11 protein-coding genes are annotated in these 16,202 nt (G+C 62.5%); 4 read left to right on the forward strand and 7 right to left on the reverse strand.

The features are described 5' to 3' along the window. Window positions 1–256 precede the first annotated feature (256 nt). Window positions 257–2,662 carry a GH25 family lysozyme gene (locus Q0747_RS01825; RefSeq protein ID WP_298251546.1) on the forward strand — a complete coding sequence of 802 codons (2,406 nt, stop codon included), beginning with the start codon at window positions 257–259 and terminating at the stop codon, window positions 2,660–2,662. 95 nt (window positions 2,663–2,757) lie between these two features. Here the strand turns inward: Q0747_RS01825 and Q0747_RS01830 are convergent, their stop codons facing one another. The 3 genes from Q0747_RS01830 to Q0747_RS01840 all read right to left on the reverse strand — a co-directional run bounded on the left by Q0747_RS01830 (window position 2,758) and on the right by Q0747_RS01840 (window position 5,867). Then, complete coding sequence (locus Q0747_RS01830; protein ID WP_298251547.1) at window positions 2,758–3,180, reverse strand: DUF2304 domain-containing protein; 423 nt, start codon at window positions 3,178–3,180, stop codon at window positions 2,758–2,760. A gap of 5 nt (window positions 3,181–3,185) precedes the next feature. Then, entirely contained in the window at window positions 3,186–3,851 is a 666-nt protein-coding gene (locus Q0747_RS01835) for a glycosyltransferase family 2 protein (RefSeq protein ID WP_298251548.1), read from the reverse strand. Window positions 3,852–3,977: 126 nt separating this feature from the next. Continuing rightward, window positions 3,978–5,867, reverse strand: a complete 1,890-nt coding sequence (locus tag Q0747_RS01840; RefSeq protein ID WP_298251549.1) for a glycosyltransferase — start codon at window positions 5,865–5,867, stop codon at window positions 3,978–3,980. A gap of 488 nt (window positions 5,868–6,355) precedes the next feature. Here Q0747_RS01840 and Q0747_RS01845 point away from each other — a divergent pair, with 488 nt between their 5' ends. Further along, window positions 6,356–8,209, forward strand: a complete 1,854-nt coding sequence (locus Q0747_RS01845; RefSeq protein ID WP_298251550.1) for an ABC transporter ATP-binding protein — start codon at window positions 6,356–6,358, stop codon at window positions 8,207–8,209. Between the two features lie 26 nt (window positions 8,210–8,235). Here the strand turns inward: Q0747_RS01845 and Q0747_RS01850 are convergent, their stop codons facing one another. Both Q0747_RS01850 and Q0747_RS01855 read right to left on the reverse strand, forming a co-directional pair. Beyond that, window positions 8,236–9,246: a glycosyltransferase gene (locus Q0747_RS01850; protein WP_298251551.1), complete on the reverse strand. Its 1,011-nt coding sequence runs from the start codon at window positions 9,244–9,246 to the stop codon at window positions 8,236–8,238. Beyond that, window positions 9,243–10,460, reverse strand: coding sequence for a glycosyltransferase family 1 protein (locus Q0747_RS01855; protein ID WP_298251552.1), 1,218 nt, complete (start codon window positions 10,458–10,460; stop codon window positions 9,243–9,245). The genes Q0747_RS01850 and Q0747_RS01855 overlap by 4 nt, the downstream gene beginning before the upstream one ends. Window positions 10,461–10,557: 97 nt before the next feature. Here Q0747_RS01855 and Q0747_RS01860 point away from each other — a divergent pair, with 97 nt between their 5' ends. Continuing rightward, the gene (locus Q0747_RS01860; protein WP_298251553.1) at window positions 10,558–11,757 is read left to right on the forward strand and encodes a glycosyltransferase family A protein; all 1,200 of its coding nucleotides are present in this window, start codon (window positions 10,558–10,560) and stop codon (window positions 11,755–11,757) included. Here the strand turns inward: Q0747_RS01860 and Q0747_RS01865 are convergent. Together Q0747_RS01865 and Q0747_RS01870 are read right to left on the reverse strand one after the other, a co-directional pair. After that, complete coding sequence (locus tag Q0747_RS01865) at window positions 11,746–12,861, reverse strand: glycosyltransferase family 2 protein (RefSeq protein WP_298251554.1); 1,116 nt, start codon at window positions 12,859–12,861, stop codon at window positions 11,746–11,748. The genes Q0747_RS01860 and Q0747_RS01865 overlap by 12 nt on opposite strands. Further along, on the reverse strand, window positions 12,858–13,874 hold the full coding sequence (locus Q0747_RS01870) for a glycosyltransferase family 4 protein (protein ID WP_367277637.1): 1,017 nt from the start codon (window positions 13,872–13,874) through the stop codon (window positions 12,858–12,860). The genes Q0747_RS01865 and Q0747_RS01870 overlap by 4 nt, the downstream gene beginning before the upstream one ends. A gap of 389 nt (window positions 13,875–14,263) precedes the next feature. Between Q0747_RS01870 and Q0747_RS01875 the strand changes: the two genes are divergently transcribed. After that, window positions 14,264–16,192, forward strand: a complete 1,929-nt coding sequence (locus Q0747_RS01875) for a DUF6541 family protein (RefSeq protein WP_367277649.1) — start codon at window positions 14,264–14,266, stop codon at window positions 16,190–16,192. Window positions 16,193–16,202: the final 10 nt, after the last annotated feature.

Consider the following 16,202-nt stretch of genomic DNA (forward strand, 5'->3'; position numbering starts at 1 on the left):
TGTAAGACTTCGTGCCGTCCTCAGTATCAGCGTCGCAGCTCTCATCTCAGCTGCTGTCGTGGGCACATCTCTTCCCGCCACAGCATCATCGCTTTCCACATTCCCCGCGGACCAGGCACCACAAGCCCAGATTTCCCCTTCGACGGAGGAGAACTTGCCAGGCGCGGAGATCGAGACTGGCCTTACTCCTCCTGTCACCCCTCCTACCGAAGCATCTCCTGATGAGGGAGAAGCCGAACAAGCTGAAGAAAACGCAGTGGACCCGCAGGTGGGCAAGTTCGGCGCCGAAATGGGACAGGGAGTGAAACGAGCCGCGGCCGGCCTGGAGACGGCCCTGTCCCGGCAGGAGCTCCTCGATCGCGAAGCGGATGCTGAGTCGGCAAAGGATGACTCGACAGGGTCGTCCGCCATGAGTGGCTCGACGTGGCGCCCCAGCGGCGTTCAAGGCATGGATGTCAGCGCCTGGCAGGGGAATGTCGACTGGAAGTCCCAATGGGCGCTGGGCGCGCGCTTCACGTACATCAAGGCAACAGAAGGCACCTTCTACAAGAATCCGGAGTTCTCGCCCCAATACAGCGGTAGTTCCGCGGTCGGGATGTTGCGAGGGGCCTATCACTTTGCTCTGCCCAACCTGACCTCGGGTCGCGAGCAAGCCAATTACTTCCTCGACAACGGAGGCGGATGGTCCGCCGACGGTCAAAGCCTCCCCCCACTCCTCGACATCGAGTACAACCCCTACGGGGCCGATGTGATGCCCAGCGGTAGGGGTGATACCTGCTACGGCATGACGCCCTCCCAGTTGATCTCCTGGGTCCGCGATTTCTCGAACACCGTCAAAGCCCGAACCGGACGCCTTCCGATGATCTACACAACGGCGAACTGGTGGAACTACTGCTTTGCCAGCACAACGGCATTCGGCGATCATCCACTGCACCTGGCTGCCTTCAACAACGTGGGAGCGGGTGCCTTGCCTGCGGGCTGGACGAGGTATTCCGTCTGGCAGTACAGCGAATCGGGTCCCTTCGCGGGGGACTCCAACCAGTGGCCGGGCTCCTACGCATCACTGGAAGCCTTTGCGCGTAATGCCAGCACTGTGCCTGTTGCGCCTGCGCCTGCGCCGGTTGCTCCTAGGCCCGTGGCTCCGGTGCCGGTGGCTCCTGCGTTGGATCGGACGGAGTTGCGTTTCAGTGGGCCTGATTTCACCGGTGATGGCATCACCGACCTGTTCCATCGACGTGCTGATGGCACGTTGTGGGTCAGCCCAGGCACCACAGGAAATACCTACGGCACTCCCCGCAAGATCGGCACCGGGTGGAGTTCTTTCAATCAGGTCTTCGCTGTCGGCGACTTCAACGGAGATCGACACGCGGACCTGGCAGCGAGGAAGACCAACGGCGAACTATGGCTGTACCCCGGTAACGGTTCGGGCGGGTTCCTGAAGAGTTCTCGCATCGGCACCGGCTGGCAGAGCTTCGACACTGTCCTCGGGGTGGGAGACGTCACCGGTGACGGGCGGGCAGATATCGCCGCCAGAAACGCGGGCACCCTGTCGATCTACCCTGGATCGGGAACAAGCGGCTTCAAAGCACGCATCACGTCAGGCACCTCCTGGCAGGGACTGAAGTTCGCCAGCGGCATCGGCGACTACAGCGGCGATGACGCCCCGGATCTCATCGCCCGCGATACCGCCGGCAAGCTTGTGATGTTCCGCAGCCTGCGCAACGGACAATTCGCACCCGCGAAAATCGTCGGATCAGGATGGGGCGGTTTCACCGACGTCATGGTCGGTCAGGACGTGAACCGTGACGGGCGTGCAGATACCGTGGCACGTTCCTCCGATGGACGTCTGACGGCCTACCTCGGAAACGGCTTCGGCGGCTACCTCAAAGAAACCATCGCCGCCGGACAGTGGAACTTCACCGAGACCATAGACGGCACGGACTTTGACTCCAACGGGACCGCCGATCTCCTGACCATCAACTCTGCAGGGGCCCTGGCTCTCCACTCCGGTACCGGAGCCGCCAGCACCACAGCACCCCGACAGATCGGTCGCGGCTGGCAGAACTTCACCGAGGTCATGAACGGACGGGACTTCGACGGCAACGGTAAACCAGATCTCATCGCCCGCACCAAGACCGGAAACCTCGTCCTCTACACCACCGACGGCACCGCAAGATTCACCGGGCAACGTACCATCGGCACCGGCTGGAACGGCTTCACCGACATCATCAGCCCCGGCGACTTCAACGGCGATTCCCGCCCCGACCTCATCGCCCGCACCAAGGACGGCACGCTGTTCCTCTACCCAGGAACAGGAACCGGAACCTTCAAGAAAGCGACCAAAATCGGAACCGGCTGGAACACCTTCACCACTATCGCCCCAGCCCACGACATCAACGGGGACAAAAAAGCCGACCTCCTGGCCATCACACCCCAAGGCACCGCCTACATCTACCCCGGAAACGGAACAGGAGGATGGAAGCCCCGCATCAAGACCACCGAATATTGGTCAGCCACCACCATCCCCGCCGCAACACGCAACTTCGCCATGCCCAACCAAACCGCAACCCTCACCCCTGGTCGAAACGGCTCCCTCACCCTCCGCAACCTCAAACCCACCGGAGAACTCAACACCATCACCCTCAACACCGGAAAACTCTAAGGAACACTGACCCGGTGAAGGCGCGTTCAGGGGATCCCTCGAAGAGGGCTTTACTGAACGTGCCTTTGCCGGAGCAGTTCAAGTTCACTCCATTGTCACGGTGCCGCACTTCCCTTTTCTGCTTCGCCCTCTGGGTCATCACGAAGGACTGTGCGAGAAAGACCTGCCGGTCGGCCGTCCTCCCACGGACGCTCGGCCTCATCCAGAGCAATACGTCTCGAAAGCTTCGTCAAGATTCCCTCCGTCTGACGGAAGCGCTGATGCGTCGTCGAAATGTACACGAGGAACGAGACAATGAAGGCATACAGCATAAGATCGGTCCCACGACCCACGCCTACTACACGGGCCAGTTGAGTGAGGATCTCGGGAAAGAAGATGGAGAGGACGGCCGCCACTGCGAATAACAGAACCATAAGACGGCGTACAGCCATGTGCTTTGCATTGGATCCACCGCGGATAAGCACCAGGGAGAAGAGGATGACGGCGACGACAAGCACTATTTGCACGATGAATATCATGAGTATTACCTAAAGAGCAGATCCGCGAGGATGTTCACAGAATTAAGAAGAGATTGGCCCTTTGCTTTTGAATAGTCCGTGTAGATGATTTCGACCGGGTGTTCCGTCCATCGAGGCTTGAGAGCGACGAGCACTTGAATCAGCTCGGAGGCATGAGCCATCCGATTCTGAGTCAGATGCAGATGCGCCACCACGTCGCGATTGAACGCGCGCAATCCGTTGTGAGCATCGGTGAGGTTCATTCCCGTACTCAAACGGGTTTGCAGAGCTGCTGTTCGAAGCACTAGCCGCTTGAGCGCCCCGATCTTGGTGCGTCCGTCGAGGAACCGCGAACCGAGAACGACATCGGCCTCTCCTGATTCGAGCCGTCTGACCATTGCCAGTGCATCCGACACCCGATGCTGACCGTCAGCGTCGAACGTCACGATGGACGACATGTGAGGGTCGAGCAGCGCGTACTCGAATCCAGTTTGGAGGGCGGCTCCCTGCCCCAAATTCACCGGGTGTTGAACAACGACCGCTCCAGCAGTTCGAGCAGCTTCCGCCGAGCTGTCGGTGCTGCCGTCATCCACGCAGACGATGTGCGGAAAGACTTCGAGGAGATCACGGATGACGGATCCGATGACGGGAGCCTCGTTGAACAGCGGGATCACGATCCAAGTACGACTCACAGTCCCAGTATCGCACGGGGTGTGCTTGACCCCCGGTGCTGACGCTCACCAAGGTCGTTGTTGCTGCATCCGAGCGCACTTCCGAGTCCAGATCCATCGAGTACCCACAGGTGCTCCGATGAACTGCTAGCGCTTCAACACATGGACTAGGGCGACGACACCTCGCACAAGATCGGCTTGTGTACGGGACCTCAATTGCCAAACGGCTCGTATTGCGCGCGTATCCGCAGCCATGACCACGTCCGCCATGCGCAGCTCGGCGCCAAAAGTTCGATCCTTCAGAACGGCCAGGGCAAGTCGACGTGAACGCAGATTGTCGTGGCACAGTCTGCTCAGCATCCCCACCGGGCCGCCGGCGGAAGACAACCTATATGCCATGCGCTCGGCGCGTCCGGCAGGGGCCAAGGAAAGGGTATGCGACCCATCTGCCGTGTGTGTGTAGTTCGCAGCAAATTCGACAAGAGAAAGCGACACTGTTCTGATCGAGCTCGCGCGTGCGCGAACGTCCTCAAGTACTTCGCGACTGGCGTCGTCCATCACCACGAGGACTCTCACATCTCTGGCCGCCCCGATGTCCGGACCGCCCGGAGCTTGGACCTGACGCCCTGCTCGTGGTTCTTTAGTTTCCGCTTCTTCATGACGCTCGGCTTTCTTCCGGTCCCCTGCATCAGGCGGCGTCAAACCAGGCAGAGGGAAGCCGACGCTTCTGGTCAGTTCCTCGATCACGGGCGCCATCAAGGTCGAGCGGAGAAAGGACTGACCATAGTCCCATGCTGCCGACCAGCGAGCTTCGTCGGGTTCTTGAAGCTGTTGAGCACATCGACGCAACGCCGCGCTAATGCCAGTAGCTGTCAATTCCGTGGCAGGAAACCAAAGAGGATAGTCGCGGAGCAGGTCAGTGGCCGCGTTGCCATGCTCGTGTGCGGAGACGATCGGCAGCCCGGTTGCCAGATACTCGGCCGTTTTACCACCGGTAACATATTTGCCCGAGGCGAGTAGTAGGATCAGCGCGTCTAGATCCTTATAGAAGCGAGCGACTTCGCGTTTGGGCACCGGACCGCCGTATTCGATGCCGTGCCTCCTTACGCCGTCGAATCTACGGAGGAGCTCAGGCGCTGCGCTTCCGCTGGAGCTGAGCTTTCCCCGGATCTGCGCCGTTGCCGCAGGCGTCTTTCTGCCACCAGTCAGGCCAAAGGCCTCAACCCATCCGTCAAGAAATGCATCCAAGGGATTGTTCTCATGCTGAAGGGTGCCGAGGTACCCGAACGACGGCGTTGCTCTGCGCCTTGCAGTGGGCCGACCGTGTCCGGGCTGCGGGTCGAAACCGTTGGGAACAACGCGCATCTTGGCAGCAGTAGCGGGATATCTGCGAACGTACTCGTCCTGAATCGGAGCATTTACGAACCAGACCTGTAGGGCCTCTTGCAGAAATGTCGCCTCCAACTTCCCATTGCTGGACCGAGGTGAGAAATTGTCGGATCCAGTGATGGTATTGAAGGCCCATGCATCCCGGTAGTCCAAGACGTAAGGAACGTCGGGCAAGGAACGCGCCACTGCAAACGACACGTAGGGGCTCGCCGACGCGATGACCAAGTTGACCGGGTGGTGCCGGTGGACCTCGCGAGCAGCCTTCGACGCCGGCTTCAACCACAGTCCGTGGAATGCTTCCGGGAATGAACGACGACTGCGGAGAGACTTCAGTCGCTCCCACACGTAAGGAGCCTCAATGCGCAACCTCGAGTAGTCCCGCAGATCACCTCTTGCATGATCCTCTGATCCGCCGTCGGACACTCTGACAACCTGCACCGACGAGTCAATGGAATCCAGGAGGCCCGTATCAACGCCCGAGATCTCGGACCACGTTTCTCCATCGATTGTAAGAACGGTGACGTCCCAGCCAGCTGCGGCGAATGCATTGGGTACGGCTAAAGAACGGTAGACCGAGGATGCGGTACTCGGAGGGTACGCGAAGCCTATGTACAGCAGGTGGGGCTTAACGTTCGATGCAATTTTCACGTCGCTTCTTCCTCTATCTGCTCGGCCAATGCCTCGGCATATACGGTCCTCAACCGGTCGACCAGGCGCCTGGCGTTACGATGTCTGTTTACGTCGGCCGGACCACCCGCCGTTGAGAGGTGGTCCGCAAATCACCAATGGCTTCTGGAACGTCAGGGCGCCGGCCCGAGCGCACCGTCCGCGGGCGCTGCGCTCTCGCCCGCCGTTCTGGACGTACCACCGCTCGGTGAGCGGAAAAAACAGCGCCAGTTGGGCTGGATTCGGTCGTGCGTCCGCTGCATCCCACTCCGCGTCCACGTGCCACGCATCCGACGCCATGGCTCCCCTTCGCCGCGCCCTTCAGACATAGTCGCCGAACCGACACCTGCGCAGACGAACAGATGTGTGACGCGAGTGCTTCCCGGCATGCATGTCATCCTCTCACGCTGCTTGTACGTCCCCTGGACCAGCTAGGGTGCTAAAGAGGAGAGCCACGTAGGATGGAAGGCGTGCCTGCTGCAGGTACACCCCTGCTCCCCCGCCGCTTCGGAGAACCGATGAAAGAACTGTTCCGCGTCCTGCGCGAACTCATACCTATTCTCCCTGCCAGGGCGCGACGTTTCATCATCGTCTTCGGTCTGGCACTTTCCCTCCTGTCCCTGCTCGAGGCGGGGGCACTTGGCGTGTTCGCCGTGATCATGACCCAGATTCTTGGTGGTGGTGATCTTCAGCTGCCCGTTCTCGGCACAGTGTCCCGCGACATGAGCCTGTGGCTGCTGGTCGCCTCCACTGCCCTTATGATCGTGAAATCCTTCGTCAGTATCTGGATGCAGTGGATCTCTACCCGGAAGTTTGCTCAGTTCGAGCTCGAAATCGGCACCCACCTCTTCAATAGCTACATCCGCTCGCCGTGGACCGAACGAATGAAGCGATCAACGGCTGAGCTGGTGCGGCTCATCGACGTCGGCATTGCCAACACGATCGCCGGCGTGTTGATCCCCGCCGTCACCATTCCATCGCAGATCCTCACTTTCCTGTCGGTACTGGGCATCCTGGTGGTCACGCAACCGTTGACCGCTCTGCTCACCGTGGTTTACCTCGGCCTAATCGCCGGGGTGCTCTACGTCTGGTTGACGAAGAAGTCCTATGTGGCAGGGCGGGTCAACCGGGACTCGGCTATGCGCATGGCGACCCTCGTGTCCGAGATGATCTCCGCGCTGAAGGAGATTACCCTCCGTGATAAGGCGCAGGAGGTGGGCGACGTCGTTTTCGTCAGTCGATCACGCGCAGCGCACTCCCGCTCGAACATTCGATTCCTCGCGGCTGTTCCGAAGTTCGTCGTCGACATGGCGCTGCTCGGCGGGTTCCTTCTTATCGGCAGCGTGTCTTTCCTGACCGGTGGCCTGGAGAGCGCGCTCGCGGCCGTCGCCATCTTCGGCATCGCCGGGTTCAAGATGGTACCGTCCCTCACCGCAGTGCAGTCACAGCTTGCCCTGACGCAGTCCACGCTGCCGTACACGAGCATTGTGTTGGAAGACATCAAGCGCATGGATTCCTACAGCAACCGCGACGAGAACATCGGCGGCTTGCGGATAGGAGCCGAGCCTCGAATGTTGACACTCAAGGGTGTCGGGTTCACTTATCCTGGAGCATCGTCGCCGGCGGTGAGCGACATAGAGCTCGCGGTCCCGATCGGATCGTCGGTCGGCATTGTCGGCCAGTCCGGCGCAGGGAAGTCCACCCTCATTGATATCCTGCTGGGTCTACTGACCCCGTCCGCAGGGTCGATGCATCTCGATGGCGTACCCCTCGAGGACGTTCTGGCCGACTGGCGGTCCAGGGTGGGTTACGTCCCTCAGGACGTCGCCATTTTTGATGGATCGATCGCACAGAATGTCGCTCTCACCTGGAGCGATGACTTCGACGAGCAAAGAGTCCGCGAGGCTCTGCGGAAGGCGCAGCTGCTCGAGACCGTCGAAATGAGAGCCCGCGGAATCCATGGGAGGGTGGGCGAGAGAGGCTTGGCGCTGTCCGGAGGCCAAAGACAGCGGCTCGGCATTGCACGAGCGCTCTATGTGGATCCACTCGTCCTCGTGCTCGACGAGGCGACCAGCGCGCTCGATACGGCGACCGAAGCTGCAGTGGCGGACGCGATCGGAGAACTGCACGGCGAGATCACAGTCATCTCCGTGGCGCATCGGCTGTCCACCATCAGGCACAGCGACCAGGTGTGCTTCATGAGTGATGGCTCGATCATCAGCCGAGGAACCTTTGACGAGGTGGTCGCAGGGAATACCGAGTTCGCTCAGCAGGCGATGCTGGCTGGTCTCACTCCGGACGATCAGCCTGTCAAGAACTCATAAATCGAGGTTTTCAGGTCGCGTGCCGATTACGCTCCCACATCGGAGCATCCGGCAACTGCTCTGTAGAGTGCATCGAGTTTCGGAATGTACGAGGCAGCGTCGTACCGGGGTACGGCCCAGGTAGAACTTCCGAATCGGCTCGCTGCCAGCCTAGGGTCATCCAGTGCGGTGAGCACCTGTGCAACGACGTCGTCGACCGGACCCTCCATGACCGGCGGGACGGTACCGTCGTCGGGCCTGGCAAGACGAGTTCCCAGAGCTGCCATCGGAAGACCCATGCACAGGGCTTCGAACTCACTTGTCGCGAAGTTGTTGGTCGCTTGTCCGATGGCAACGTGCGCGTTCGACATCACTTCATGAAATTCGGACTGAGGCATCCGCGGCAGCAACTCCACCCCGGCCGCGCGCGCTGCTTCAGCTCCCGGTCCCCAGTCAAGTCCGACCAAACGCGCACGGTTCCGTGCTGCGCGAAAGAGAGCTGCAGCCAACTCAAGCTGACCGTCGACCCCCTTGTCCGCATCCCAGCGCGAAACGAACAGAATGCTCGGTTGCACCGCATCAGGGGACCATGGCGGCAATATCGAGGCATCCACGAGCGCCGGAAGGAACTCGGCATCCGATCGAGCCGCAAGCGCATTGTCCGCTGTGTCGTTGTTCGCGTAGAAGACGTGAGCAGCCTCGTCCACAGCACGTTGGATCTCACCGTGGAACTGCGAATCCTTCCACTGCCGACGGATGTCGGACCCATGAAGGGTCAACACATACGGTCGCTTCGGGACCCCTGCTTCACGGAGAAGCCGAGCGGAGGTCCCGTAATGCACGTGAACCACATCGGCCCGGCCGACCGCCACCATACGGCGTGCCCGGTACGGGATATAGGTGGCCTTACGGCGCAGCGGCCCTCCCAGCACAGGGCGCATCGGCCGGACGAGAGAGGGCGGGAGATAGTCCCAGCGCAGCCCCGTTCTTGCTGCTGCGGTCACCATGGACCGCGCCACAGATGCACAATCGTTGAACTGCAGGACCTTTGGGGTCACGTTGCTTTCCTGCTACCGACGAGAGCGTCAATAGCACGCGCCCACTCTTTGACCTGCTCCTCGGCCGACAGCTTCCGTGCTGCAAGCGCAGATGCGCGTTTGTAGTCGGCAACCCCTTCGGGCGTCAACGCATCAAGGGCAGCCGCGAGTGCCTCTGCAGTGAAATTCTCGGTGACGACACCAATGCCCTCGGCGCGGACGATCGCCGCCATCTCCGGCGACGGGCCGATCACGAGCCCGAGTCTGGCCTGGACGAAGTCGAAGAACTTGTTCGGAAGCGACCAGGCAAAGTTGAAGTTGATAGGAGGAAGGACATACACCCCTACGTCGTAATCGTTGAGCGTCCGGGACAGCTCTGCATACGGCACCGGAGCGTGGAGGGCTACATTCGGCATCGAGTCCACGCGACGTCGTAGCGACTCGTAGTACGGACCCTTGTTCTGCGTCAGGTACAGGTCCAGCGTCGCATTACCCGCGAGCATTCCCATGGCATCGAGAGTGAGCTCGATGAACCGCCCGTGCTGTGCAGCGCCGGAGTGGACGAGCCGGATAGGATTCCCCACTGCACCTGGCTCGAAGTCCGAGAACGGAGCCGCGTTCGTGACAACGGAGGCATGGAGACCGAACTCGCGTCGGTACTCGTCTGCAATGTGGCCGGCAACCGTTGAGACCGAATCCGCCTGCGTTGCGAAGTGCCGTACCAGCCAGCGCATGAAGGGACCGACGAAGATGCGCCACCTGAGGAGTTCTTCCTTGGTGCGCGGGTGATACTCATGGAGGTCCAGGTGGACGCCGTGTACCGATTGTAGGGACAGGGCGAGCCCGGCGGTGTCGATGTCGTTGGCCAGAACGACGTCGAACGAACGCCCGGCGAAGCGAGGTCGCAGATGAGCGATGACGGGGTTCGTCCAATAGGCGCGGCGGTAGGCACGGAGGATCACCGCGATCCTGTCGTAGTCCCATTCCTTGAGGTTCGCCGGTATCTCGATATGACTCGCCACTCCGTCGGGTGCATCCCCATACCCGCAGGTCGTGATCTCGTATCGATCCTTGAACAAGGCAATCTGCTTCAAGATCCGCGCGTCCGAACGGAGGGGAGAAAAGGAGATGATCAGGAGGCGCGGGGCAGACATGCGCACCATCATGTCAGCCCTCCCAGGTCCAGTCCATTTGCGCAGCACACCTGGGAAGGCCTGGGTGACGAGCCGCTTCATGAAGTCCCACCTGGATGAAATAGAGTATCCCGCAGTGTCTAGCTGTAGGAGTGACCGCCCCATGCGTCCCCGCGAGAACCGAACTCCGCGAGTTCCAGTGACGATCGACGCTGTCATTCCACTGCACGACACGGCCCGTCCATTCCGTCGAACGGTGGCCTCCCTCCTGGATCAGCGGGCGTCGCTCGCAGAGATCGGAGCAAGGCTGACAATTTCGATCATCTGCCACAACATCGCCGTCGAACCTGTGCGGTCGGCACTCGGACCCCAGTCGGCAGACAATGACATCGTGCTGGAGCACTTCGTCGACGGAATATTCTCGCCCGCCGGTCCGAAAAATCACGCCCTCGCCCGGGCTGCGGCAGAATTCGTCACCTTCGTCGACTCCGATGACTATCTGGAACCCGGGGCGCTCAGCAGCTGGGTGACACGCGCCGAAGCCACAGGTGCTGACGCAGTTCTGGCCCCGATCCGCACCCCTGAAGGGGCCATCCTCGCGACTCCGGGGCTGCGCCCGACCAAGCCCAGGACCCTGGACCCAGTGAAGGACGGACTGGCTACCCGTAGTCTGCCGTACGGATTACTCCGCACCGCTTCATTACGCCGGATCGGGTTCCGCTTCACGGAAGGTCTGAGGGTCGGAGAAGACCTCGAGCCGACATTGAGGCTACTTTTCAGCGATTGCCTCATCACCTATCCGTATGGTGGGGGCGCCTACAGTCAGACCGATGATGCTGCGGCAGGTCGGGTGACCGCTGCTGTGGCCCCGCTACGTGAGGAGTTCCGCTGGCTCGATCTCCTGGCCACACAGGAGTGGTTGCTGGCACTGCCCCTGACCCATCGGCGCTCGATCGCATTGAAGCTCATGAGGATCCACGGGGTGGGCGCCCTGCTCCGCCGCGGCGACGCGCTCGCACCGAGCACTCACCGGTGCGGGAGTGCCCCTGACGATGCGCGCACACTGTGGAATGCGGACGAGCAGGACGCGTGGCTGACGATCCAGCGCACCATCGAGGGGATCGCCGGGGGCGAGCTCGCGGCGCTCAGCCGGGCGGATGCCCGGCTCGTCGAGGCAGCTGGCAGGACGGCCGGTCCTGCAGATTTTGCCGCTGCAGCCTCGTACCACCGATCGTCGACCCGGCATGACGAACTCCTGACGAGGAGGCTGACCCGTGTCCTGACCCGCGATGCGATCATCCGGCGCTACATTCGGGACAAGCGACGGCGCTCACGCGGGGTATTCGACGCTGCCAGCGACGCACGCGGGCCCGGGATGACGCGCAGCTCAGCGGAGTAACGCGGCCGCGGGCAGGAATCTCAGTGGCGACTCGGGATCCAGTGCCGACCCCAGCGACGACGGTAGGACGGTGGCCATGCTCCCGAAGCGTCGCCGCGACAGGGCACGCTGCCGCAGTACTTCCGAGTCCAATGAGGGATCCAGGATCGCCTTCGCCAAGCGGCGGTCTGCGAGGCTCAGCGGACGCAGGGCGCCTGGCGCTCGCCGCAGCAGCGCCGACATGACGCCCGCGAGCTCCGTCCGATCAGCAGCGGACCAGCCACCTGACTCATACCGTGTCTGGACCAAACCGAAGACGTGCACCCGCACCAGTTTCACCACGATCGCGCGCCGTTCAGCGTCGCTGAGGCCCTGGAACCATTCGCCGGCCACCAGTGACCTGACGAATTCGAGCTCCACCGGCACGGGCCGTCGGGCGAAGCTGACACGGTCCACCGCCTGGGCGCCGACAACGTAGCGCCCGGCGCCGCGGGCGTAGTCGATCCTGCCCCCTCCGAACCACAGCTTCGACGTGAACTCCTGGTCATCCCCGGTGGGAAGACCAGGCGTGAATCGGAGCGACAGCCGCGCGATCTCAGTCCGGCGTACCAGTCCCAGAGGCGCTGTGCGGTACGACAGTCGATCCTTGATCGGGTGCAGGGCACGGTGGCGTCCGGCGCGCAGCACCGGGGTGCGGATGATCCGGCCGTCGGCGTGGCGTTCCGGGGCGATCACGGCATCGGACCGGAATCTCTCCGCCAGCGTGAGCCAGTCCGAGATGGCTCCGGGCTCCACCGTGTCGTCGCTGCCCATCACCCCGACGTATCTGGCGGTCGCGCGGGCGATGCCGTGATTGAGCGGTCCCGCAGGGCTCGCGATGCCGTCCTGCAACTCCAGAAAACGGACGCGGGTTCGTGATGCCTCGGGCAGCCGGGCGGAGATCCGCGTGACCGGGATGTTGTGGCAGACCACAGTGATCCTCAGGCCGGCGGGCCGATCGGTGGCGAGGCCGCCGTCGAGCAGTGAGTCGACCGCCGCCGCGATCGGGCGCTCCTCACTGTGGACAGCGATGACCATGTCGACTTGCGGTGCCGGCCCGGTCAGATCAAGGGATTCGTGGGTCACGGAAGAGCTTTCCTGGCTCGCCTGGTGTTCGATCGGAGCTCTGCAGCCTCGTAGGCCATCGTGAAGAGATCGGCCACGACCCGCGCGTTGAACCGTTCCCGAACGGGTCCGGCAAGACCCTCCGGGGTGCTGTGCTCGAGCAGGGCACCCGCTTCGATGATCGCCTCCCCCAGTGTCTCGGCCGTGGGCGTCTCCACGAGCACGCTGTTGGTCGCGTCGCAGTAGTCGTCGTAGCCGCCGGCGACGGCGGCCACCACCGGCCGCCCGCACGAGAGCGCCTCGGCGGCGGCGGTGAAGAAGTTCTCCTGCTCGGAGGGGAGGAAGAACAGATCCGCTTCCTCCATGCGCGCGAAGATCTCATCGGGTGGTAGCGCACCGCGCAGGTGGATGAGCTCGGCCACCTGCGCGGTCGATGCCCGCTGCCGCATCTGGTCCTCGAGCGGGCCCTCGCCTACCCATTCCAGGTGCACGGCCCGGCCGTGTTCGGTCAGCCACTGTACGGTTTCGAGGGCTAGGAGGGGTCGCTTGCGTGGCACGAGCCCGCCAACGGCGACGAGCCGGAGCCGCTCCGCCCGTGGCCAGGGTCGTAGTGGGCGGCTGTTGTCGACGACGCACGGGACCACCCGCGATGCACCCGGCCGGGCGAAGAGCTGCAACCGCTCGGCGAGTTCCGTGGTGACCCCGGTGACGCCGTGAGGGAAGCGCAGGAGATGGCGAAGCCACGCGAGGCGCTGCCAGGCGGGCCCCACGCTCGCCGGATTCGTGACCCCGTTCCAGTGCTCGGTGTGGAGCCAGGGCAGGCGGACGGTGAGCCATACCGGCAGCATCAGGAGAATCGTGGAGAAAGCCATCGAATGGACGATGTCCGCCTCCTTCATCTCCCGTCGCAGAAGGGCGTGGACCGACAGGATGCTCCAGGGCTTCCGCAGATTCAGGGAGACGCGTAAGACCTCGACGCCGTCGACGTCGTCCGTCCTGGGTGCCGCGGATGACCGCAAGCGGATATGGATCACGCGAACAGCATGTGCCGACCGGATCGCCTTGACATGCTCGTGGTTGAAGGGAGCTTCAGTGGGCGCTTCGACGGAAGGGTACCAAGTGGACACGGCGAGGATCTTCATGCGGCACCGGAGTCTTCGATGATCGGTTCGACGATCAGCGTCCGCTCGGTTGCCGATCTTCCTTGGGAAGGAACCGGTATCACTCCCTGGGCTGCAGCCCCTTGCCTACGCTGGTCGGTCACCGGGCAAGGCTATCGCACCGCAGAAGGACGCAGGGGACTACGGACGCCGTGGTAATCTTGCCAAGTTTGCCGGTCGTCCGCGTCCGAGCGTCGGACCGATGGATCACTTTAGCTACAGGAGTCATGATGTCCTGGTGGGACCTCCTGCCGACCCTGGCAATGACAAGTGCGCTACTCACCCTTCCGGGCCTGAGCCTGGCCGCCGCGCTCAACGTGCGGGGCGCCCTCTCGCTGGGTCTCGCGCCCGTCCTCTCGGTAGCGATGGTCGGAACCGCGGCGGTCCTCCTGTCGCTCCTCGGTATCCGCTGGTCCCTGATCAGTTTCGTGGCTACCTCCGCGGGATTCGTCCTCGCCGGACTCCTCGTGAAGCACCTTGCCTTCCACTCCCGCTGGCTGGAGTTCTCGTTCCAAATGGATCGACGCACCGTACTGGGAGCCCTGGCTGGTCTTCTGACAGGTGGAGTCGCCTCTGCCTACAATCTCACCCGCATCTTTGGCAGTCCAGGCAATATCGCCCAGCGGTACGACAACGTGTATCACCTCAATGCCGTCCGGTGGGTGCTCGATCAGGGGGACGCGTCCACGCTGACGCTGGGACGCATGCTGAGCCCTACGGCCGAGATCGCTCTGTATCCGGCCGCCTGGCACGGCTTCGCAGCATTGATCGTGGAAGTGACGAACCAGCCCATCCCGGTTGCCGTCAATGCGCTCAACATCGTCATCGCCTCGCTGGTGTGGCCGATCGGCGTCATGCTTCTCGCGCGTATCGTCTTCGGCGCCTCAGCCGTACTGATCGCCCTGGTGGGTCTCTTCTCCGCCGGGTTCACGGCTTTTCCCATCGGCCTCATCGACTTCGGACCGCTCTACCCGAACTTGCTGTCCTACGCTGTTTTGCCGGCAGCCCTTGCGTTGGCGGTCCTGATTCTCGGGGTACGACCACGAGAGGACACCACTCTCGGCGTGATCCTGCTGGCGTTCCTGACCTCGATCGTCGCGCTGATGCTTGCTCAGCCGAACGGCTTGACGGCGCTCCTTGCCCTGTCGCTGCCGGTCGCGATCGTCAGTTGGTTCCGCTGGTCAAAGCTCAGATTCAGGCGACGCGGAGCCCGCGGCGTGCTGGTGCCGCTGCTCGTCGCCGTCGTGTTCACCAGTGGCGTCGTCGTCATCTGGCGAGCCCTGCTCCTCGGGTACAACACGTGGTTGCCTTTCACCCGGTACTCCAACGCCATCGGGCAGGCGATCACGAGCGCACCCCACGAGCGCGACATCCCCGTGGTCATCGCGGTCTGTACAGCGATCGGGCTACTTCGCCTCATCCGGGCCGGGGGCCACGGGTGGCTCCTGGGAGTCTACGGAGTTGCCGTTGCGCTCTATGCGGTGTCGGCGGCAGAACCCCGCGGCGCCTTCCGTCAGGTGATGGTAGGTAGCTGGTACCAGGATCCGCAGCGCCTGGCTTCACTTCTTCCTCTTCCGACCGTGCTCATCGCCGCATTCGGAGCAACCGGGCTTCTCATGTGGCTGTGGAATGGCGTACTGCGCTTCTCCTCGGAACCATCGCCGTGGGTACGAGCGGTAGCAGGAGCCGTCGTCGCCGTCGTGGCCATCCTTGGGGGTCTCGAGAGCCAGCGTGGTCCGATCGACGAGATGGTGATCGAGAGCAGGCAGAACCACACGTGGGAGGGGAACCCGACCATCCTCTCGCTCGATGAGCTGGCTCTGCTCGAACGGTTGGACGACGAAGTGCCCGAAGATGCCGTGATCGCCGTCAACCCTTGGAACGGTGGATCTCTCGCATACGCGATCAGCGGTCGTGCAGTGACCCAATACCATATGAGCTCGCGAGCACTACCGCCCGATCTTTCCGTTCTTTCCCACAGGCTCGACGTCGCCACCTACGACTCGAGGGCCTGCTCGATCGCCAGAGAGGAGAATGTCGAGTACGTGCTCGACTTCGGCCACTACTACCTCCTGGACCGGCTGGAGGCCGAGGACTATCCCGCATTCGACGACGTCGCCGACGCCCCCAATCTGGAGCTCGTCGACCGCGAGGGCGATGCAAGGCTCTATGAAGTGACCAATTGCTTCTGAGGTAGGCTCA

The organism is uncultured Arthrobacter sp. (assembly GCF_947493765.1).
Lineage (GTDB): Bacteria > Actinomycetota > Actinomycetes > Actinomycetales > Micrococcaceae > Arthrobacter_D.

Excerpts from the sequence above, each read along its gene's own strand:
- Q0747_RS01830 (WP_298251547.1), bottom strand. The coding sequence starts at position 3,180 with ATGATATTCATCGTGCAAATAGTGCTTGTCGTCGCCGTCATCCTCTTC.
- Q0747_RS01855 (WP_298251552.1), bottom strand. The coding sequence starts at position 10,460 with ATGAAGCGGCTCGTCACCCAGGCCTTCCCAGGTGTGCTGCGCAAATGG.
- Q0747_RS01875 (WP_367277649.1), top strand. The coding sequence starts at position 14,264 with ATGACAAGTGCGCTACTCACCCTTCCGGGCCTGAGCCTGGCCGCCGCG.